The sequence below is a fragment of the Cohnella ginsengisoli genome, assembly GCF_029525555.1.
In the GTDB taxonomy this organism is placed as follows: domain Bacteria; phylum Bacillota; class Bacilli; order Paenibacillales; family Paenibacillaceae; genus Cohnella; species Cohnella ginsengisoli.
Genome location: NZ_JAPDHZ010000002.1, coordinates 1,415,121 through 1,434,624 on the forward strand (window position 1 = coordinate 1,415,121; position 19,504 = coordinate 1,434,624).

General features: G+C 62.0%; 16 protein-coding genes and 3 pseudogenes. 5 read left to right on the forward strand and 14 right to left on the reverse strand.

All coding sequences use genetic code 11. The annotated features are described in order from the left end of the window. Window positions 1–8: 8 nt before the first annotated feature. The 6 genes and pseudogenes from OMP38_RS06845 to OMP38_RS06870 all read right to left on the reverse strand — a co-directional run bounded on the left by OMP38_RS06845 (window position 9) and on the right by OMP38_RS06870 (window position 7,245). Window positions 9–1,559, reverse strand: coding sequence for a sensor domain-containing diguanylate cyclase (locus tag OMP38_RS06845; RefSeq protein ID WP_277564421.1), 1,551 nt, complete (start codon window positions 1,557–1,559; stop codon window positions 9–11). 193 nt (window positions 1,560–1,752) lie between these two features. Beyond that, a pseudogene (locus OMP38_RS06850) lies at window positions 1,753–2,958 on the reverse strand (ABC transporter permease); the annotation flags it as partial. 54 nt (window positions 2,959–3,012) lie between these two features. Beyond that, entirely contained in the window at window positions 3,013–3,798 is a 786-nt protein-coding gene (locus OMP38_RS06855; RefSeq protein ID WP_277564422.1) for an ABC transporter ATP-binding protein, read from the reverse strand. A 214-nt stretch (window positions 3,799–4,012) separates the two neighbouring features. After that, complete coding sequence (locus OMP38_RS06860; protein WP_277564423.1) at window positions 4,013–5,767, reverse strand: DEAD/DEAH box helicase; 1,755 nt, start codon at window positions 5,765–5,767, stop codon at window positions 4,013–4,015. 40 nt (window positions 5,768–5,807) lie between these two features. Continuing rightward, a complete protein-coding gene (locus OMP38_RS06865) occupies window positions 5,808–6,584 on the reverse strand; it encodes an SDR family NAD(P)-dependent oxidoreductase (protein WP_420869625.1) in 777 nt (258 codons plus the stop codon). A 202-nt stretch (window positions 6,585–6,786) separates the two neighbouring features. Next, window positions 6,787–7,245 (reverse strand): chemotaxis protein CheX, encoded by a 459-nt coding sequence (locus tag OMP38_RS06870; protein ID WP_090110437.1) that lies wholly within the window; start codon window positions 7,243–7,245, stop codon window positions 6,787–6,789. Window positions 7,246–7,491: 246 nt separating this feature from the next. Here OMP38_RS06870 and OMP38_RS06875 point away from each other — a divergent pair, with 246 nt between their 5' ends. Next, on the forward strand, window positions 7,492–8,433 hold the full coding sequence (locus OMP38_RS06875) for a zinc dependent phospholipase C family protein (RefSeq protein WP_277564425.1): 942 nt from the start codon (window positions 7,492–7,494) through the stop codon (window positions 8,431–8,433). Window positions 8,434–8,455: 22 nt separating this feature from the next. On the opposite strand, the pseudogene OMP38_RS06880 reads toward OMP38_RS06875, so the two are convergent. The 5 genes and pseudogenes from OMP38_RS06880 to OMP38_RS06895 all read right to left on the reverse strand — a co-directional run bounded on the left by OMP38_RS06880 (window position 8,456) and on the right by OMP38_RS06895 (window position 13,928). Continuing rightward, window positions 8,456–9,689, reverse strand: a pseudogene (locus OMP38_RS06880) (MFS transporter). A 107-nt stretch (window positions 9,690–9,796) separates the two neighbouring features. Then, window positions 9,797–11,026 carry a methyl-accepting chemotaxis protein gene (locus OMP38_RS06885; RefSeq protein WP_277564426.1) on the reverse strand — a complete coding sequence of 410 codons (1,230 nt, stop codon included), beginning with the start codon at window positions 11,024–11,026 and terminating at the stop codon, window positions 9,797–9,799. Window positions 11,027–11,060: 34 nt separating this feature from the next. Then, window positions 11,061–11,543 (reverse strand): annotated as a pseudogene (locus OMP38_RS35640) (MCP four helix bundle domain-containing protein); the annotation flags it as partial. 209 nt (window positions 11,544–11,752) lie between these two features. Further along, window positions 11,753–12,361, reverse strand: a complete 609-nt coding sequence (locus OMP38_RS06890) for a PadR family transcriptional regulator (protein WP_277564427.1) — start codon at window positions 12,359–12,361, stop codon at window positions 11,753–11,755. 4 nt (window positions 12,362–12,365) lie between these two features. Beyond that, window positions 12,366–13,928 carry an MDR family MFS transporter gene (locus OMP38_RS06895; protein ID WP_277564428.1) on the reverse strand — a complete coding sequence of 521 codons (1,563 nt, stop codon included), beginning with the start codon at window positions 13,926–13,928 and terminating at the stop codon, window positions 12,366–12,368. A 204-nt stretch (window positions 13,929–14,132) separates the two neighbouring features. Here OMP38_RS06895 and OMP38_RS06900 point away from each other — a divergent pair, with 204 nt between their 5' ends. The 4 genes from OMP38_RS06900 to OMP38_RS06915 all read left to right on the forward strand — a co-directional run bounded on the left by OMP38_RS06900 (window position 14,133) and on the right by OMP38_RS06915 (window position 17,467). Further along, window positions 14,133–15,035, forward strand: coding sequence for a LysR family transcriptional regulator (locus OMP38_RS06900; protein WP_277564429.1), 903 nt, complete (start codon window positions 14,133–14,135; stop codon window positions 15,033–15,035). A gap of 44 nt (window positions 15,036–15,079) precedes the next feature. Beyond that, window positions 15,080–15,895 carry a histidinol-phosphatase gene (locus OMP38_RS06905; RefSeq protein ID WP_277564430.1) on the forward strand — a complete coding sequence of 272 codons (816 nt, stop codon included), beginning with the start codon at window positions 15,080–15,082 and terminating at the stop codon, window positions 15,893–15,895. A 219-nt stretch (window positions 15,896–16,114) separates the two neighbouring features. Next, entirely contained in the window at window positions 16,115–17,038 is a 924-nt protein-coding gene (locus OMP38_RS06910; RefSeq protein ID WP_277564431.1) for an EamA family transporter, read from the forward strand. 120 nt (window positions 17,039–17,158) lie between these two features. Beyond that, on the forward strand, window positions 17,159–17,467 hold the full coding sequence (locus OMP38_RS06915; RefSeq protein ID WP_090110453.1) for a winged helix-turn-helix transcriptional regulator: 309 nt from the start codon (window positions 17,159–17,161) through the stop codon (window positions 17,465–17,467). Between the two features lie 77 nt (window positions 17,468–17,544). Here OMP38_RS06915 and OMP38_RS06920 read toward each other — a convergent pair whose 3' ends face one another. The 3 genes from OMP38_RS06920 to OMP38_RS06930 all read right to left on the reverse strand — a co-directional run bounded on the left by OMP38_RS06920 (window position 17,545) and on the right by OMP38_RS06930 (window position 19,427). After that, window positions 17,545–18,360: a sensor domain-containing protein gene (locus tag OMP38_RS06920; protein ID WP_277564432.1), complete on the reverse strand. Its 816-nt coding sequence runs from the start codon at window positions 18,358–18,360 to the stop codon at window positions 17,545–17,547. A gap of 61 nt (window positions 18,361–18,421) precedes the next feature. Further along, window positions 18,422–18,889: a hypothetical protein gene (locus OMP38_RS06925; RefSeq protein WP_277564433.1), complete on the reverse strand. Its 468-nt coding sequence runs from the start codon at window positions 18,887–18,889 to the stop codon at window positions 18,422–18,424. Continuing rightward, window positions 18,870–19,427: a MauE/DoxX family redox-associated membrane protein gene (locus OMP38_RS06930; protein WP_277564434.1), complete on the reverse strand. Its 558-nt coding sequence runs from the start codon at window positions 19,425–19,427 to the stop codon at window positions 18,870–18,872. The genes OMP38_RS06925 and OMP38_RS06930 overlap by 20 nt, the downstream gene beginning before the upstream one ends. Between the last annotated feature and the right edge of the window lie 77 nt (window positions 19,428–19,504).

Genomic DNA, 19,504 nt, shown 5'->3' on the forward strand with positions numbered 1-19,504 from the left:
CGTGTTTCTTATGCGCCGGCTCCCGCAAACGCCTGCGCATACACGCTGTAACGATTGCGACCCTGCTCCTTGGATTTGTACATCGCGATGTCCGCTGCATGAAGCAGCGCGGTCGTATCGCTTCCGTGAGCCGGCCATTGGGCGATGCCGATGCTGACCGTCACGGGTGAATCCGGAGAAATCGCGCCGCGATGGCCCGTCAATCCGGCGAGTAAATTTTCGGCCGTCGCCGCGGGTTCCCAAGCGCCGCCGACATCGGGGAGCACGACTGCGAATTCGTCGCCCCCTAGTCTGAACAGCATCCCGCTCAATGGGGTGCATTCCCTGAGCTTTAACGCGATCTCGCGCAGAAGCGCGTCTCCGGCTTGATGGCCATGACGGTCGTTCACTGCTTTGAAGCGATCCAAATCAAGCAGCAGCAGCGCGCCTTCCGTGCCGTTCTGAAGCAGCGAGGAGATCGTCTCCTGGAAATAGAGCCGGTTGCCTACCCCCGTCAACGCATCGTGATAAGCCAAATACCAGATTTCCTCTTCCGCTTTTTTGCGGCCTGTCTCGTCTTGGAGCACGACGCAGTACATACGCTCCCCTTCGGCCGTCACCTCGCTAAGATGAACGGTCATCCGCCGGGACACGCCCGCAATATCGACCATCCCGACCTCCATCATCGCCGAGCCGACCCCGCCGAGCGGCAGCCGCTCGCCCCGGTCAAGAAACATCGATACCGGCTTGCCGATCAGTTCCGCAGGCGGCAGGCCGAGCAGCAGCTTGACGACCGGGTTCGCCTCGCGGATCGATCCGCCTGCATCCAGCAGAAGTACGCCGAATGGAGATAGCTCGAACAGCACCCTGTACTTTTCCATGACCGAGGGCATCAGACCATAGTACAAAATCGCCCTGCGAATGAAGAAAGCGAACAGCAACATGGCGTAGAGTCCTATCAGATGCGCGTGCGCCGCCGAATATCCGCTCAGTCCCGCCACCATTGCCGTTAAGGTCACGACGGCACCGGCGAAAATGCCCAAACCCGCCTGAACATGCTGCGATCCGGTTGAATCGGCGGCGTTCCGGGCCGCTTTCCAACCGATCAGCCAAACCGCGGAAGCGTACAGCCAGACCGTAGCCGCCAAAATAATCGATCCTGCCCGCACGCCTTCCTCCGGATTCAGCGCCACCGTGTATTTCGCATAAGCCCCATAAACATTCGGCTGTGACACGACCAGTACGATGAGAACGAAAGGCACGACCAACGCGATGTCCAAATAACTCGCTGGCGGTTTCCCCGTCTGACCGCCAAGCTGGCGAACGAAAAGCATCATCAGGAAACCAAGCACGCATGTCGGAACGATCAAGAGCCCGTTGACGAGCTTCGCCGCATCCGCCTCGGGAAAAAACGAAGCCAGAAACGACGCGCCGAACTGCAGCGCCATCAATGCGAACAGAATCGAAGCCAAGCGGTTCAACCGGTGCAGCGGGTTGCGCAGGAAGACTTCGGCCGACAGCCAGCCGAGCATCGCGCCGGGGATGATGTGAAGGGCGAGGTTCGTTAAAAATCCGCCCATGGATCAGTCCTCCCAGTTATTGCTATTATTTTCAATCTGCCATCGTTTCGAACCGTATCCGGACTTGTTACCGCATACATGTATTAACGGGCTTTAATGCGCCCTTTGAAGGAGATCAGATCCGGAAGCTTGGTTACAAAGTACTATTCGATAACAGGGTCTGTTTTCCTGCTTCTCGTTTATAAGTTGTACGCTAAAGCTCATCGTCTTCGTCTCTGGCGGCTAATCGCCTCGGCAGCAGCCAGCCTGTCCAGCCCAGCGCGAGGGCGAGCGCCATCAACCACCAGGTCGGCGTGGAGGCGGCATGCGGCGCCCAAGCGACCAGCCAAAGAAGCGCAGCGGCGGCGAGTCCCGCCGCCCGGACGACAGCGGACGCAGCCATGTTTCGACCGTCTGGAGAGAGCGGAACGACGGAAGCATGCTCGGCAAAACGGATTCTTCCAAGCTCGGTGAGCTGCAGCCCGCCGACGACCATTCCGACGACGTATACCATCGCGTCGACGGCGGTTGAATGCGCGAACAGCGAGATGACCGCCATCAACGCGCACCAGCGCCAGAAGGCGCCGAAAGCTTCGCCGCGCAAAAACGTTTTCGCATAAAGAAAATGCCAGGCGAAACGCCGGTTCCGCGGTATCCGGTCCGCGATCCAAGCAATCCAGGCGCGCGAGGCTGCTGGAGGCGCTTCGGTCGGAATGTCCACGAACCAGCCGAGGAAAGCCAGCCAGCGACGACGAACGGCGCCTTCCTCCGCAATCAGGCGATCCCAGGGCAGCCGGTGGCGAGGCGTGAGCAGCGCTGCCGCCGATACGGCGGCGGCAGCAAGCAGCGCAAAGCCGGCCGCGAGAAGCAGCGGCTTGGTCAACAGCGCGGCTGCGGCGAGCAGAACGGCCGTCCAACGGGCGAAGCGCAGCGCCAGCCGCGCGGTTGCCGACACGGCCCGGCGTTCTTGCCAGGCGGCATATGTATTCCAGCCGGCCAACAGCGCGAGCGCTGCCGCCAGCGCGGCCCACGCGGCCGGTTGAGACGGAGCTGCGTCCGCCGTGACCGGAGCCAGGGCATATAGCGGCGCAAAAACGACGAAGACGACCAGCGTGCGGATCGCGCTGAACGAGGCCGATCTGCGCAGAGCCGGGAACAGATTCCCCGACAGCACGCCGGACTCGGCGGGCAGCAGGAACACGGTATCGGCCGGCTGGAGATAGCTCCTAAGAGGCGTATATATAGATACGAAAAAAATCAAAGCGACGCCGACGACGTCCGCGGGCCATGCCGGCGGCATATCGGCCAGCAGGCCTGCGTAGCCCGCGAGCAGCGTAATGCCGATCGCGGCCAGCAGCATCGCGAAACCGCTCTGGGCCACGTATCGCAAATAAGGGAACATCTCGCGCCGGAACGCCGACGCCCGCTCGCGCCGCCAATCTCCGAGCCCCGGGGCTTTCCCTCATGGACCGGATCAGCCACGGACGGCGCCTCCTTCCGGCGGCGCGGCCTTCTCGTCGGCGGCCAAAATCAACCGCTCGAACGCATCGTCGAGCGTATAGTCGCTGCCTGCGGCGCCTGCCGCTTGCTTGACTTCGCCCGGGGTTCCGCCGGCCAGGATGCGTCCCTGGTGCAGGACGACGATCCGGTCCGCATTGCGCTCGAGCGCAGGCAAAATATGCGAGCTGAGCAAAATCGCCGAACCTGCCGCCCTCGCTTCGTTAAGCGCCTGGACGAGAGCCCGCGTCGCCAGCGGGTCGAGCCCAAGGAACGGCTCGTCGATAATGAGCAGCGGCGGCGAGACGAGCAGCGCGTTCATGAGCATCACCTTTTGGCGCATCCCTTTGGACAACGTGCCGGGCAACGCCCCCATCGCATGCTTCATGCGGAACGTCTCGGCGAGCGCCTCTGTTCTGCGTGCCGCCGCCTGCGCGTCTAACCCGTAAGCCGTCTCCGTCCAGCGCAAATGCTCGGCCACCGTCAAGTTGGGGAACAACGACGGCTGCTCGGGGACGTACGCGCAGGATGACCTGTAGCGATCGCGGTCGTCCGCAAGCCGCAGGCCCGCGACCCGCACCTCGCCCGACTGCGGCAGCATCAGGCCCAATACATGCTTGATGGCGGTGCTCTTGCCTGCGCCGTTCAGGCCGATGAGGCCCATCATCTCTCCGGGCTGTATGTCGAAGCTGACTTCGTGAAGGACGGGCTTGCGCGAGCTGTAGCCGCCTGTCAGCTTGTCTAGCGTTAACGCGGTTGCCATGATTCGCAACCTCCTCGAGTGGACGGATATCTCTTCATTATAACGAAGCCGCAGCCCGCTTGCATCTCTCCTCGAATGGGAAAAAACGACGCTGACTGTTAAGGCGCTAGTCTGCAGTTACGCTGCGTTTCGAAACATTGCACTGCTATTGGCGCGCTAAAATAGGACGATGCGGCATGAGCAGCTACATCGTCCCGTTCGCCCGGAGGCGCGCTTATTCGGTTGGCGGGGCGTTGTTCGCCCGTTTTTCCTTCAGCCAGCGCGGCGCCCCTTTATTTTTGCTGTCGCGCTCCCGATCCTGCTTGACCTTGCCCTTGGCGGCCGGACGCGCGGGCGGCGCCGTTTTGCCGCTGCTTTTCCCCGCCTTCTGCGCGCCCGCAGTTTGCGAACGCACCTGCTCCCCGCTTCGCTCGCCGGCCGGTCCGCGGGCGGCTCCCGTCAGCGGCCGCTGCTCCCGTCCCTCGGCGCCCCCGGCCGTCTTCGCCGCCCCGGCTTGAGGCTTGGCTCCGGCTTGATGCCCGGCCCCAGCCTTCTTCGATCCGGCCTCCGCCACCCGGCCGCCCGGCGTACGTCTCGGCGACGCCGTACCGCCAGCTTCCGCCGCACCGCGAGCCTGCGCCGCGGCGCCGGTTTTCGCCTGCGCCCACGAGGAGCCTTTCCCTCTCGGCCCGGACCTTTCGCCAGTCGCCTCTCGCTTCCCTTCGCCCTTCACGCCTTCGAGGCGACCGTGCGCAAGGCGACGCTCCCTGATCTCGATGCGCAGCTGCTTGCCCAGCTTATCCATAATGAACTGCTCCTTGGGCGTCACGATCGTGATGGATGTCCCGCTCCGCCCCATCCGGCCGGTGCGACCCGCACGGTGCACGTAGTGATCCGCGTCAAGCGCCGGCTCGAACTGCAGTACGAGCGAGAGCTCCTGCACGTCCAGACCGCGAGCGGCCACGTCGGACGCGACCAGCAGCTTCGTTTTCCCCTCGCGAAACTTGCGAAGCACCTCTCCCCGCTCCCGTCCCGGCGTGTCGCCGTACAGCGCGTCCACCGCGAAACCCTCGAACCGAAGCTTGGCAAGCAGCTCGCCGATCCGCTCGATGTCGTTCACGAACAGCAGCGTCGAAGCCGGCTTCATCGTGCGCACGAGGCGCCGAACGAGATCGATCTTGTCCCGCGGATCGCTGACCAGGTACAGATGCTCGATCGTCTGCGGCAGACCCGGCTCCTGCTCCTGGCGAACCGTCGTCTCCCACGGATCGCGCAGCCACTTCGCCTCGGCGGCTCGCATCGTGTCCGAGCGCGTCGCCGACACGAACACCGTCTGCCTGTCTCTGGCGGCACCCTTCAGCACGAACTCCACGTCGCTCTTGCCTCCCAGCGAAAAGACGCGGTCGGTCTCGTCGACGACGACATGCCTGACTGCCTGGAGCGACAGCTTGCGGAGCGAGGCGACCTCGCGGATCCGGCCCGGAGTGCCGACGACGATCGCCGGCTTGCCCTTCATGCGATCCAGCTGCCGCGACAGCGCGGCGCCTCCGATCAAAGCGACCGTCTTGACGCCCAGGGGCTCGCCGTACTTCTCCGACACGCGCACGATCTGCATCGCCAGCTCCTGCGTCGGCGCGATGACGACGGCCTGCGTCTCGCGCTTTGCGGGATCGACCTGCTGCAGCAGCGGCAGCAGGTAAGCCAGCGTCTTGCCCGAGCCCGTCGGAGACCGCAGCACGCCGTCCCTGCCGGCCAGCAGCTCGGGAATGACGCCCGCCTGCACCGAAGTCGGCTCGAGGATGCCGGCCGCGGCCAGCGCACCGGTCAGTTCCACCCCTAGACCGAGCGCGCCGAACGTACGCCTCTCCTCGGCTTCGGCACTTCCTTCTGCGCTGCCTTCGACGCGCCCCGCGTCCGCGTTGTCTACCGTACGCGCTCCGGCCGATGCAGCCTCTTGGTCTGCCCGTCGTTCTATTTGTTCCTCCGACATCGTTCATTCTCCTTTGCGGCTGCGCCGATCGGCGCAGCCTTCATTTCTTGTTGAGCAGACGGGCGGCGATGCCTGCCGTCAGCACCGGGAACAGCTGGATCAGCTTCGCGCCGGCGGCGGACACCCAGGGCAGATCGCGCTCCGCCTTGCCCGTCTCCAGCAGTCGCACCAACGCCTTTGCGACCGTGTCCGGCTGCATCAGAAAACGCCGGATGTTGCGTTTGTAAGTGCCTCCGGGATCCGCCCGGTCGAAAAACGGCGTATCGATCGGCCCCGGATTGAGCGCGGAAATCCGGATGTTGCTGCCCCGCAGCTCTTGCCTGAGCGAGTTGGTAAAGCCCAGCACGGCGTGCTTGGAGGCGGCATACCCTGTCGCCTTGGCCGTCCCGATCTTGCCCGCGATCGAGGCCACATTGACGATGTGGCCAGCGCCGGCCCGCTTCATGGCCGGGTACACTGCCTTGCAAAACCGCACGGTACCCATATAATTGACGTCCATCATCGCTTCAAACCGGGCCAAGTCCGTCTCCTCGAAGGGAAGGAAATCCCCGTATCCCGCGTTGTTCACCAGCGCATCGATGCGCCCGTAGCGCTCGAGCGTCCGCGCGACGGTCTCGTCGACGGACGCCGCGCTCCGCACGTCGCAGATGAATACCGCATGCTCGCCCCGGATCTGGGCCGACACGGCTGCCAGCTTGTCCGCGGAACGGGCGGCCAACACCGGCACCGCGTCCCGCTCCGCGAGCATCCGCGCAGTCAACGCGCCGATCCCGCTCGACGCGCCGGTCAAGAGCACGATCCGGCCGCGCAGGTCTATGGATGACATGGCCATTCCCCTTTCCGCCGCCGGCAGAATCGAACATCCGACCGCAGCGGTACTATTTATCGGCGCTTTATCCGAAATGCGCCTCTCAATTGCGTTTGAACGTTAAAAAAGCCCCCTGCGGGGCTTCCTTATTGTAGCATATCGAGCGGTACGGCGATATGTCGCGCCGTTCGAAGGGCTGGCACCGCACGAATCAAGCGATCAATACCTGAATCTCCATCTCGCCGATCCCGTCCATGATGAGCGGCACCGCTAGCGCGCGGCGGGTCTCCCCGTGACTCTCGCGCATCGAGTGAACGACGCGCGGCGGCGTAATATCGACGTGTACGCCCTGGTTAAACAGAATGGTCGATGCGTTGCCGCTGATCATGTTCCCCAGTTCGGAAATGGCGCTCTTGCCCATCTCGTCGATCTCCGTGATGGCGAACCCGCCCATCATGGCGGATATGATCTTCAGCGCGACCGATTCGCTTAAACCGAATACGATGTCGCCGCTCATATGGCCCGTGAGCCCGATCTGTATCCACACGTGATTGTCCACGAACTGGATGTCCTTTACCGCCAACTGGCCGGTGCTGGGCCGAATCTGAACCATTTGCTCGATAACCATACGGGCCGATTCCAGGAATGGGTTGATATATTCAGCCTTCATTCGCGAGCGATGCCTCCTTGCGAGCCGATTCTGTACCGCCGGAACTCGTTGTCTGCGCGTCGTTTCGACAAAATACCGCTTCTCTTGCCTCGTTGCCATCATTATACTTAAATAAGTAGGACAAGTATACTTATTTTCGTTAAATCGCGGTACTTTTGAACGATAATGGGTCGAAAGGCCTGTCGAAAAACACCGATAAAACGGCATCATTAGTCGCAGTTCTGCAGAACTTACGGAGGATCCAGCATGCCAAACCTATGGGCGCACATCCAATTCGGCCGAGAGCTCGCTGAAGCGCTTCGGCTCCCTTTTATGACCGATCCCGCGCAGCGTACCGCTTTCCAGCTCGGCTGCCAGGGCCCGGATTTTTTGTTTTACGACCACTACCTGCCCTGGCAGCGTTCGCACACCCCGGCCAACCGGTTAGGGAGCCTGTTGCACAATGTGTCGTGCGGGCCGTTTTTAATCGATTTGTTCGAAGCGACGCGCCAGCGAGCCGGAGACGCGGGGGCCGAGGCGTACGCCGCGGGCTTTTTGCTGCATCACGTGTTGGACCGGCACGTGCATCCCTACGTATTCAGCCTGTCCGGCTTCGGCAAATGGAAGCATCAACAATTCGAGACCGCCATAGACTCGGTCGTCATGTGGCGCCGGGCAGGCATTCATACGGGAAAAAAGCCCGTATCGAATGAGATCGACACGGGCGGTAAGCTCCCAGGGGGCATGACGGACATTTTGTACGCACTGTCCTGCAAGCACTATCCGGGTCTTGCCGGCGAGCTGACCGCCGGCATGCTCGATGCGTCCGTGCGGCAGTTCGTCGCCGCCCAGCGCCTCTTCTTCGATCCTCGCGGTTGGAAAGGAAGGCTGACGTTCGGGATGCTCGCCCCCTTTTCGCCGCCTCGGACCATACCGCCTTGGGACGTTCTGAACGCGAGGCGCAGCGGCTGGATCGACCCGGTCGACCGGACGCAGATCCGGCAGGAGAGCGTGTACGATCTATGGGACGCAGCCTTCGATGACGGCAAGCTCACGCTTGCCGCCGGGCTTACCTGGCTTGGCGCCGGGAGCCCCGGCGGAGCCGAAGAAGCGAAAGCCGCCTTTGAATCGCGCGTCGGCAACGTCTCCTACGAGACCGGCCTGCCCTGCGGCAACGCCTGGATCACCTTCGCGGAACCGGTCATCTAAGCCTCAAGCATGCCTTACTACGTTATTCCGACGCTTCGCGCCAGCCTTTCTCCAGCTTGACCAGGGCGAGTAGCGCGATGCCGACGAGGAAAAAGAGCGCGATCGCGAGCAGCGCCGCCCGGCTCGAGCCGGTGAGCAAGCCCACGACGCCGAATACGAGCGGACCGCCGAACGAGAAGAACCGGCTCGTGAAGCTGAGGAAGCCGTTGAATTCCGCGGTTCGCCCCGGCGGGATGAGCCGGCTGTAGATCGCCCGGGACGTCGATTGCGCGCCGCCCTGAACAAGTCCGACGAGCAGCGCCAAGGCGAAGAAATGATATTCGTTCGTCATGAGATAGCCTAGCAGCACGATGATCACGTACACCGACAGCGCGCCGTACAGCATCTTTTTTGCCGCCGATCCGGTCCGCCAGCCGTCCGAACAGCCAAGTCGCGGGGAATCCGACGAACTGCGTGAGCAGCAGCGCGCCAATCAACGCGTTTTGATCCAGGCCGATGTCGGTGCCGTAGCTGGTCGCCATGACGATGATCGTATTGATGCCGTCGAAGAAAAACCAGTACGCGACCATAAACTTGAACAGCTCGGGGTAGCGCCGAATGCTGCGGAAGGTCTGCCCGAGTCTCGTGAGCCCCTCCCGCACGCTATCCGCCGCCGATCCGCCCGGCAAGCCCTTCGCTTCGCGCACATGCTTAAAGAGCGGCAGCGAGAAAAGCGCCCACCAGACGCCGACCATCGCGAACGAAACCTGCGACGCGCCGGCCGAATCCTTGAAGCCGAACGCTTTCCACCCGATGATGAGCGCGAGATTGATCGCGAGCAGCACGCCGCCGCCCAGATACCCCATCGCGTAGCCCTTCGCGCTGACGCGCTCACGCATCGCGGGCGAAGCCACGTCGTTGAGCAGCGCATCGTAAAAAGTGCCTCCCATTCCGAAGCCGATCATGCCGACGATGACGAGGGCCGAAGCCGCGAGCCAGTCGCCTTCGCCGATAAACGCCATGCCGATGCATGCCGCCGCGCCCAAGAGCGAGAAAAAACCCAAAAATCGCTTTTTGCCCCCCGAGCGGTCGGCAATCGCGCCGAGCAGCGGCGACAGCACGGCGATGACGATCGCAGCGGCCGTCTGCGTGAAGCCCCAGTAGGACGTCGCTCTGCCGTCCTCCAGTCCGCTTGCCGCGACGCCGGCGTAGTAGATCGGCATGACCGCCGCCATAATCGTCGTCGCGAACGAAGAGTTCGCCCAGTCGTACATCATCCACGCGCGTATCGCTTTTTTATCGTCCAGCACCGCATCGCCCTCTTCTGTCGAAATTATGTCTCCTCATCAATTCGACGCGGGCGGTGGGCATCTCCTTCGTACCTTTAAAATTCCTGCGAGGGCAAAGACGTGCCGCCCCCCGCATCGCCCAGCTCGAACTTGCCGATGGCCGACCGAAGCTCGGTCGCGAGCAGGTTGAGTTCGTCCACGGAAGCGGCAGCTTCTCTCATCATGCGGCTCTGGCTGTCACTCTCCGCGGACATCTCCTGAATGCCGGCGGCGCCTTCTGCCGAAAAAGCGCTGAACAGCTTCATGCTGCCCGCCACGTGACGAGAGGAATCCATCGCCTCGGTCGAAGAATCGGCGACTTCCGCCAGCTTCTGCTTCACGCCGCGGATCGCCCGCTCGATCGCGCGGAATGACTCCGCAGCCTGTCCCGTGCGGTCTACGCCCGTTCTGACGCACTCGGCTTCCTTGTCCATCGCCGCCGAAGCCCGCCCCGTCTCCAGTTGAATGCTCTTCACCATCCCTGCGATGCGCCGCGAGGCACGGGAAGCGTCGTCCGCCAGCTTGCGGATCTGGTCCGACACGACGGCGAACCCTCGCCCCGCCTCTCCCGCCCTTGCCGCCTCGATCGTCGCGTTCAAGGCGAGCAGGTTTGTCTGTCCCGCCATTTCCTCGATCGTCGTGACGATGAACCCGATCTCGTCCGACCGGTCCCCAAGCTCCCGGATCGTCGCCTGCGTCTCCGACACGCTCCGTTGGATCTCCTCCATTTGCAGCATGGCGGCCTTCACCGCTTCAAGCCCTGTTACGCCGGCGTTTGCCGCCTCTTCGGACATGGCCTGGACTTGGCGGCTGTCGGATTCGACACCGGCCAGCAGCACGGCCATCCGGTCCGTCGCCTCGGTCAACCCGGTCACCGCGTCGTTCTGCTCGAGGAAGCCAACGCTGAGCTGTCCTGCGGCGATCGCGATCCGCTCGGACGCGTCCGACGAGTTGCTCACGTATCCCTGCATGCGCGCCGATGCGCCGCTCAGCGCCGCTGCCCCGTCGCTCGCTTTGACCGCGAGCTCCCGAATGCCGGCGATCATGTCGTTGAAAGAAGCGGTCAAATCTCCGATCTCGTCTTTCGAGCGGTAATCGCCGCCTACGGTCATGTCGCCCGCCGCCGCCCGCTTCATTTGATCGCGCAGCGCGCCGAGCGGTCTCGTGATGGCGCGGCCGATCAGCCACGACACGGCGCTTAGCAAGACCAGCGCAGCGACGATCATGGCGACGGTAATATAGCCGTTGACCCGCGCGTCCTTTTTTGCTCTGCGCGTACATGTCATCCGCGGCTTGCTGCGTTTGCTCCGCCAACGAGGCGAGCGCCTGCGTCATCCGTTCGCGAAGATCGCCGGTATCGTCCGCATAGACGGCGTATGCGCCTTCCCCGTTCCCTTGGAGCGCCAAACCGCCGGCCTTAGCCTGAACGTCGCGGTACGAGGCAAGCAGTTGCTTGTAGTCTGCCAGCGCCGACAGCCTGCCGGCATCGTGGATCGATGCGCCGTATTGACCGATGAGGTCGTCCGTCTCCGTCAGCAGCCGCTGAATCTTCGACAGCTTCGCCTGCCGCTCGGAAGAATCCGAATTCAACATCAGCTCGAGCGTATATGCGTCCACGGACTTTTCGTTCGTCTGGATCTGCCGGAGCCAGGACAGCGGCAGGAGGCTTTCCGTATAGCTATCCTCCACGTTGCCTGCCATCATTCGGGTCATTTGATTGCCGCCAAGCCCGACCGTAAGAATAAAGGCAAGCGCGATGACGATGATGATACCGAGCTTGGCCGTCAGCTTCAAATTCCGCATAGACTTAAGCCTCCCTGTGACTGATTGGATGATCGTTCCAACGTTATGTACAGGGAATACATTAGCGCGGTTGGCTGAGGCACCTATGAACGCAAACTGAATAATCGCTTAAAAACGGACGTGCCGCGGCAGCGAAGATCGGTCCGAATCGAAAAAAACTGCCGATGCGCTCTCGGCGCAACGGCAGGCTTCGCTTATTCATCACTTATTCATTCTTGCGTCGGCGGAGCGGGCGGGCGAGCCTTGGCTCTCCATCCGCCCGATGGATCGCGCTCTTGATCGTAGGCGCCGCTCCTGGCTTCGCCGATGATCGTCTCCATCCAGTCGCGCTCCGCGCGTCCGAAGGCGAGCATGCCCTCGATCATCCGCAGCGCGCTCGCCGGAATCCCGCTTGCCTTGACCGCCAGCACCTGCTCAAGAGAGGCGATCCGTTCCTCGCAAGCCGCAAGCTGCTGTCCGGCGATTTCCGCGACCCGAGCTTGGTCGGCATGGCGCAAAAAGGGCATCGCCATCATCATCGGGTGCTGCGGATAAGCGGGCTGCCCGAGCTGGGCATACATCAGCTTGTCGAACTCCTGACGGCCCGCGTCCGTGATGCGGTAGATCGTCTTGTCCGGACGATGCTCGCCCGGTACCGGGACGATGTGGACCGCTTCGATCAAGCCGCGATCGCGCAACTGATCCACCGCATAGTACAGAGAGCCGTCGCGCAGCCTAAACGCATAGTTCCAGCTGCGATTGATCATCGTCTGGCGTATCTCGTACGGATGCCGGTCCTTCTCCATCAGGATGCCGAGAATGAGCAACTTCATGGACATGGCGTCAGCCGCGCTCCCGCGCGCCCTCCGGGTTGCCCGAATTCGCGGCGCCCGGCTTGCCGGCGTTGGAAGGCGCCATGCGCGCCTTGCCCATCAGCAGCGCGAACACGAAAGCCAGCACCGGCAGCAGAGCCGCCCATTGGAAGGTCGTGATGATCGAATCGCCAAGCTCGGCCAGAAGCTTCTGCAGCACGTCCTGCGGAATTTTCATGACTGCCTGCACCGCGGGATCGAGCAGCGCCTGACCGCTCTTGATCTGCGCGGCGAGCTCCGGGCTCGAGCCCGGCATCGCCAGCACGTCGGATTGGAAGGCGTGCTTCTGAATCGCGCCGAACACGGTGATGCCGAGCGCCGAGCCGATCGTCCGGAAGAACGTGATCAGCGAGGACGCGGAGCCTTTGTACTGCGGCGGCACGGAGCCGAGCGTCGAGATGTTCAGCAAGGAAAACGATACGCCGATTCCGAGGCCCACGACGATCATGTACAGCGTGATGATGCCGCGGCCCGTCGTCAAGTCCATCGCGAAGCCGAGCAGCGCCGCGCCGATCGTCAGCACGATCGAAGAGACGATCATCGTCGTCCGGAAGCGGAACTTGCCGGCGACCAATCCCCCGATCTGGCTGCTGACGACGACCGCGAGCATCATCGGCGTCAGCACGAGGCTCGTCTGCGTGGCGGTCTTGTGGAAGACGCCCTGGATGAACAGCGGGATGTAAGTCGCGCATGCGATCATGACGCCCCCGTAAAGGAAGCTGATCATCATGCTGCTCGTGAACAGCGACTTTTTGAACAGGCCGAGCGCGATGATCGGATCTTTGGCCAGGCGCTCGGCGAGCAGGAACAGGATCAGCAGCACGCCCGAAGCGACGAACAGGCCGATCGTCTTGAACGAATCCCACGCCCAGCCGTCGGAGCCGCCCAGCTCCAGCGCGAACATGAGCGATAGGACGCCGGCCGTCAACAGGATCGCGCCGAGCCAATCGATGCTCTGCTTGCGCCGCGCCGCGGATTCGTGGTAAGCGCGCAGGATGAAATAAAACGACAGGATACCGATCGGCACGTTGATGTAAAAAATCCAGCGCCAGCTGATATTGTCGGTGATGACGGCCCCGAGGATCGGCCCGAATACGCTCGACATGCCGAATACGGCGCCGAACAGCCCCATCATCTTGCCCCGCTTCTCCGCGGGGAATAGGTCGAAAATGATCGTAAATACGATTGGCATCAGCGCGCCGCCGCCGATGCCCTGGATCGCGCGGTAAATGATCAGCTGATCCATGTTCTGCGCAGTGCCGCACAGGATGGAGCCCAACAGGAACAGCGTGACGCCCAGCAGGAAAAATCGCTTGCGGCCGAACATGTCGGACAGCTTGCCGAAGATCGGCGTAGCGACGACCATGGCGATCATGTAGGCGGAGTACACCCAGATAAACTTGTCCAGCCCGCCCAGGCGCTGAATAATCGTCTTCATCGCGGTGGATACGATCGTCTGGTCGAGCGCGGCCATGAACAGGCCGAGGAGAAGCCCCGCGATCGCGAGCTTCACATTGCTTTTTTTCGCATCCATGGTAGGATAGCTCCCTCTTTCTTCAGTTCGCAAATTGGATTTCAAAATCGATTATACTCAAATTTGAGTAAGTTGCAATGCCTAATCTTGCTCCGTTCCCTTTGCTTACCCGTCGGATTCCTTCTATAATAAATGAAGGTTAGAAAAACTTCTTATTCATGCACTCCTGTCGATAAATTATTCAAATAGGATGGAGTGACAGGATTGAATATCAACCAGCTGGAGACGCTGCTGACGATCTCGAAGACGCTCAGCTTCCGCAAAGCCGGCGAAGCGCTGAACCTGACGCAGCCCGCCGTGTCCGCCCAGATCAAGAGCCTGGAGGACGAATTCAAGACGATCCTGGTGGATCGGAATCATCCCGTGACGCTTACCGACCGCGGCCAGGTATTTCTTGAGCATGCCCAGCGCATCTTATCCATCGTCGAAGAGCTGAAGCAGAAGCTGTCCGATCTGGACCAGAACCCCCAAGGCCATATCGTGCTCGGCACGACGACCTCCATCGCGATGCAGATTCTTCCGCGGGTTCTTTCTTACTTTCAGAACCAATACCCGCTTATCAAGACGACGATCCATACGATGCCCTCCTCCCAGGTGCTGACCAGCGTGGAGAACGGCTTCGTCGATATCGGCATCGGCTACCTGGCGGAGCGAAGCGCGCATGTCGAGACTTCGGTGCTCTACTACGATACGTTCGAGCTGGTCGTCGCGCCGGGCCACCCGCTCGCATCCCGCAACCGCGTCACCGTCGGCATGCTGAGAGACGTCCCGTTGATCCTGCTGTCGCCCGATACGCTTGGCCGCAGGTTCGTAGACCGGATTTTCAGGGAGCATCACATTGAACCGAACCCTGTCATGGTGCTCAGCAGCAGCGAAGAGGTCAAGCGGATGGTGGAGCTGAATCTCGGCGCGGCCATCGTGTCCAAGCTGTCGATCGCGAGCGAGCTCCGCCGGGGCACCCTGAAGATGATCGCGGTCGAGGAGCTCGAAGTCAGCCATCCCGTCGGCGTCATCACCAAGTCCGGCCGCTACGTCAGTCATGCGATGAAGCAATTCCTGAACGACTTGAAGGGCATGCCGGAGGATCAATTCACCGGCAGCGAATAAGGATAAATATAAAGGTATAGGCCGATCTTGAGGAGGCGGAATCCATGGAAAAATTCGATTTGCATACCCATCACGAGCGCTGCGGCCACGCATCCGGCGTGATCGAGGATTATATCGAAGCCGCGATCCGGGCGGGCATGACGGCGATCGGGATATCGGACCATTCCCCGTACTTCGCCCGCGAGGAAGACCGTTACCAGCCGGGCATAGCCATGGCCAAGAGCGAATTTCCGAACTACGTGGCGGAGGTGCTGCGCCTCAAGGACAAGTACAAGGATCGGATCGAGGTGCTGCTCGGCGTCGAATCGGATTACTTTCCCGAAAGCGTCGAGGTTTACCGGGCGGCCTACGCGCCGTATCCTTTCGATTATCTCATCGGATCGGTCCATCAGACCCGCGGCATCAGCATCTTCAACCGTAACCGGTGGAAGCAGCTTGACAGGTCCGAGCATACGGCCGAGAAGAAGCTCTATTACAAGCTGATCACCGAGTCCGCGAACGCCGGCATGTTCCAGGTGCTCGGCCATATCGACGCGATGAAGGCCTACTTCCCGGCATTCTCCGACATTCGCGGCGCCGAGGCAGATATCGACGAAGCGCTCGGAGCGGTCGCGGCAAACGATATTGCCCTGGAAATCAACACGAGCGGCAGCACCAAGGACGTCGGCGGCTGGTATCCGTCGGACGCTATCCTCGAGCGGGCGCTGCACTTCGGCGCGGACGTGACGTTCGGCTCGGACGCCCATATCCCGGATCGGGTCGGCGACGATTGGGAGCAGGTTCGCAGCCGTCTTAAGGAAATCGGCTTTACACGCTGGGTTTATTTCCGACAGAAGCAAAAAGTCGTCGTGCCGCTGTAATGGTTTAAAAGTGGGCGCTTCCCTCCGGTTTTCGGACGCTGCGCGTACAAAAAAAAGAGGCCCGCCACCGCTGGCGGGCCTTCAAAGATATGAAAAAGGGGGGTCTTGGTCGTTATTGTAACCGACGTCCAAGACACGCCGGTAACAGCCATATTGCAATTGTGTTACAAAGACGATTTCGTTTTCGGATCGCGCTAGCCGCAGGGAGGAGCACGCCGCTTGCATTGGTTTGCCGTCGCCGTCCTCAGCGCGCTCGCCTTCGGTCTGGCCGGCTTCTTCATGAAGGTAAGCCAGATGCGCGGCGGCGCGCTGTCTTCGCTTTTAATCGGCCTGTACGCTTCGGGCACCGCGGGCTTCTGGATCCAGGCGCTGCTCGCGCGCGCCTGGCAGCCGCTCGATTGGCGCATCTGGACCGCCGGTGCGGTCATCGGCCTGGGCTCCGCCTGGGGCAACCTGCTGTTCATGCGCGCGCTTGCTCGCGGGCCGGCCAGCCTCGTCTCTCCGCTCACGAACGCGAATATCGTGATCGTCATGGCCGCAGGCATCGTCTGGTTCGGCGAGACGCCGCACGCCACGGGCCTCGTCGGCGCGCTGTGGCTGCTGGCGGGCATCGCGCTGTTGTCGCTGCGGAGCGGGCGCGGGAAGACGACAGGCGCCCGCCCCGCAGCGCGGCGGACCGCTGGTCGCAGCTGGTACCCGCTCGCCCTGGCCGCGATGGGCCTGTTCGTGCTGCGCAACGGCGGCTTGAAAGTGACGGACCGCATCGGACTGGACAGCGCCAACGTGCTGTGGGCCGGCTATTTGCTGTCTTTGCTGTGGTTCGTGTCTGCCGACTGGCTTTCCAACAGGAACGGCCGTGATGTCCCCGATCCGCGAGCGAGCGCCGACTTAGCAGCTCGGTCCAGTGCCGCCGGCATCGGCTTCCGGTGGGGGCTCGCCGCCGGCGCGTTTTCCTATGGCGGCTTGCAGCTTTATGCCGTCGCGCTGGCTCGCGGACCGGCGCATCTCGTCGCGCCTATTTTTGCCGCCAATAGTCTGGTGGTCGTCATACTCTCGCTCGCCGTTTATCGCGAAAAGCTGTCGTTCCCCCAATATGCGGCTTTGGCCTGCTTGCTTGGAGGTCTCGTTTTGATCCGCATTTAATCGCGAAAATCCGCTTAACCGCCTAAACTAACTTTTATTTAGTAATATACATTTATAATGTTTCTTCTATTCATTTAGAGCTCGTTATGTTAAAATAAAGGGACGAAAGGGGTGAGCCGCATGGACTACTCCAGAATGTGCCCTAAATACGAGCATGCTGCCGAATTGCTCGGCAAGAAATGGACGGGCCTCATCGTTCGCGTGCTGATGGGCGGTCCGAAGCGCTTCAAGGACATGAAGGAGCAGATTCCGGATATGAGCGACAAGATGCTCACGGATCGCATGAAAGAGCTTGAATCGAGCGGACTCGTCAAGCGTACCGTATACCCGGAGATGCCGGTGCGCATCGAATATGAACTGACGGACAAAGGCCGGGATCTGGAGGACGTCATCGAGTCTATCCAGAACTGGGGAGAAAAATGGATGTAGGATCATCACCGCATCAAAAAAGAGCAGCTCCGACGCCGAGATCATCGGCGGGGCTGCTCTTCCTTTTGGGCTGAAAGTTAGTGCGCCTGCGGCGACTGGGCATGACGCGCGTCTTCGTCGTAGCGGCTGATCGCCGCTTCGGCGCGGGCCAGCCAATCCCCTGCCGCTTCGGCGACGGGCATGGCAGGCGATTGAACCGGCTGGCTCATGGCCGTGGGAGGCGCGAGCTCGGGCTGCCCTGCAAAGAAGTCGAGCCAAGCCGCGTAAATACGCCCGCAGGCCCGAATCAGCGCCGGGACGAACAGCATCAGGACGACGCCGATCCCGGAGACGACGAGCGATCGTTCGAACGGCGACAGCGGCGGGAGCAGCATTCGCATCGTCGCGTCGTCGTACAGGACGTAGCCGTATAAATAATCGCTCACTTTGTAAACGGCGGGGGCCAGCATGACCGCGAAGACGGACAGCGGCACCGTCAGCGAGACGACGAACAGCGCGATGCGGATCGGGAACCCGAGCAGTTGATGCGCGGCTGCGCGATAGCCGAGCGGGTTGCCCAGCGAGCGGAACCAGGATTTCCAGGAAGCGCGGGCCGAGCCGGCCGCTTCGCCTTCCGGAAGCTGATGCGCGGCATACGGCTCGTCTTTCGCTTGGCCGCCCGCTTGCCAGGCAATCCAGCGGCTTTGCTCGCGCTTCATGCGCGCTGCGCTCCAGGCTAACGTACCTGCCAAAATGGGAATGCCGATGCCGACGATCGCCAGGCTCAGGCCGAGCGTAATTCCCGTCAACGTCAGGACAAAGGCCGTCACGCCGAGCGGCAGCAGACCGAGCTGCAGCTTCCAGGCCCCATAAGCGCTTGCGCGCGGATTGGATTTTATCGAATTGGATTTCATAAAGAAGCGACCTCGCTTTCCGAACCATTTGCTTCATTGTAGCAGTCGGTTCGCTGCGGCATCAGCGGCTGGGGAAGGGGATTCGCCCCCCGACCTCAGGCCAGGGCGCTCCCAGCCTCTTCAAATAGGGAAGCAGCTCGTGTACAAGCTCAAAGCGACGACCTCTTCGAATCACGAGATAAGAACGCTCCCTCAGCGCTCCCTTCCCGAACGGCAAAATTTCCATCCCGCTCACCGGCCTGCGCCATGCGGCGCTCTTCATCGCCGCCAGCCATGCAGGGCCGGCCAGAACGACATGCCAGCTTCGCGGCGTGCCTTGAATCTGCCCCGCGAATTCCGAATCGGCACCGGCCTGGGGCTGCACGACGAGCACGGCTTCGGGCTCGAAGCCCGCGACGGCGGCCGTACGGACGAACAGTTCGCGCAGCAAGCTATATCTCGCCTTCGCGGACCGGCGGTACGACAACCATGCCAAAGCGGCGATCACGCCGGCCAAAATCGCGATCGCTTCATTCGGTAACCTGCCCATCGCCCGCCCTCCATTCGCCTGTTTCCTTTTGCATCTTGCGCGCCTCGAGCAGCCAGACCGCGGAAGCGACCGCGAGCGCAAACGCCGCAAATCCCGTGCCGGACGGCGCCGGCCGTTCGGCGATCCAACCGGCTGCCGCGACCGCGATGAATACTGCGTTGCGCAGGAGCGGACGTCGGCTTAACGGATGATTCGCGCCGAAGCATCCGCAGCTACCTGTCCCGTCCGCCCTGTTTCTCCCGCCTCCATCCCGTCGACGGCGCCAGCTTAACCCGGTCATGCCCAGCAGCACGGCGATCGCCGCCGGCTCCTTGACGCCCTCCAGCGTACCGCCTGCAGCGAAGGCAGCCGCAAGCGCCCACTCCATAGCGAGCACCGTCCAAGCGGCCGCCGGCTCGAGTCGTACCGGCACTGGCCCGTATGCGCGAATCTCCATGCGCAGATCGGTCATGGCTTGGGCCTTGCCGCCTGCCGAAGCGGCAAACACGACGGCCAGCGCATAATCGCACAACCAAGCGGCTTCAAATTCCCAGTTCATCGCACGAATTCCCCTCTCGGCTACGATGGCAGGTAAAAAAGCAAGAAGCCGGGCATTTCGCCCGGCTCCCCGCGCGT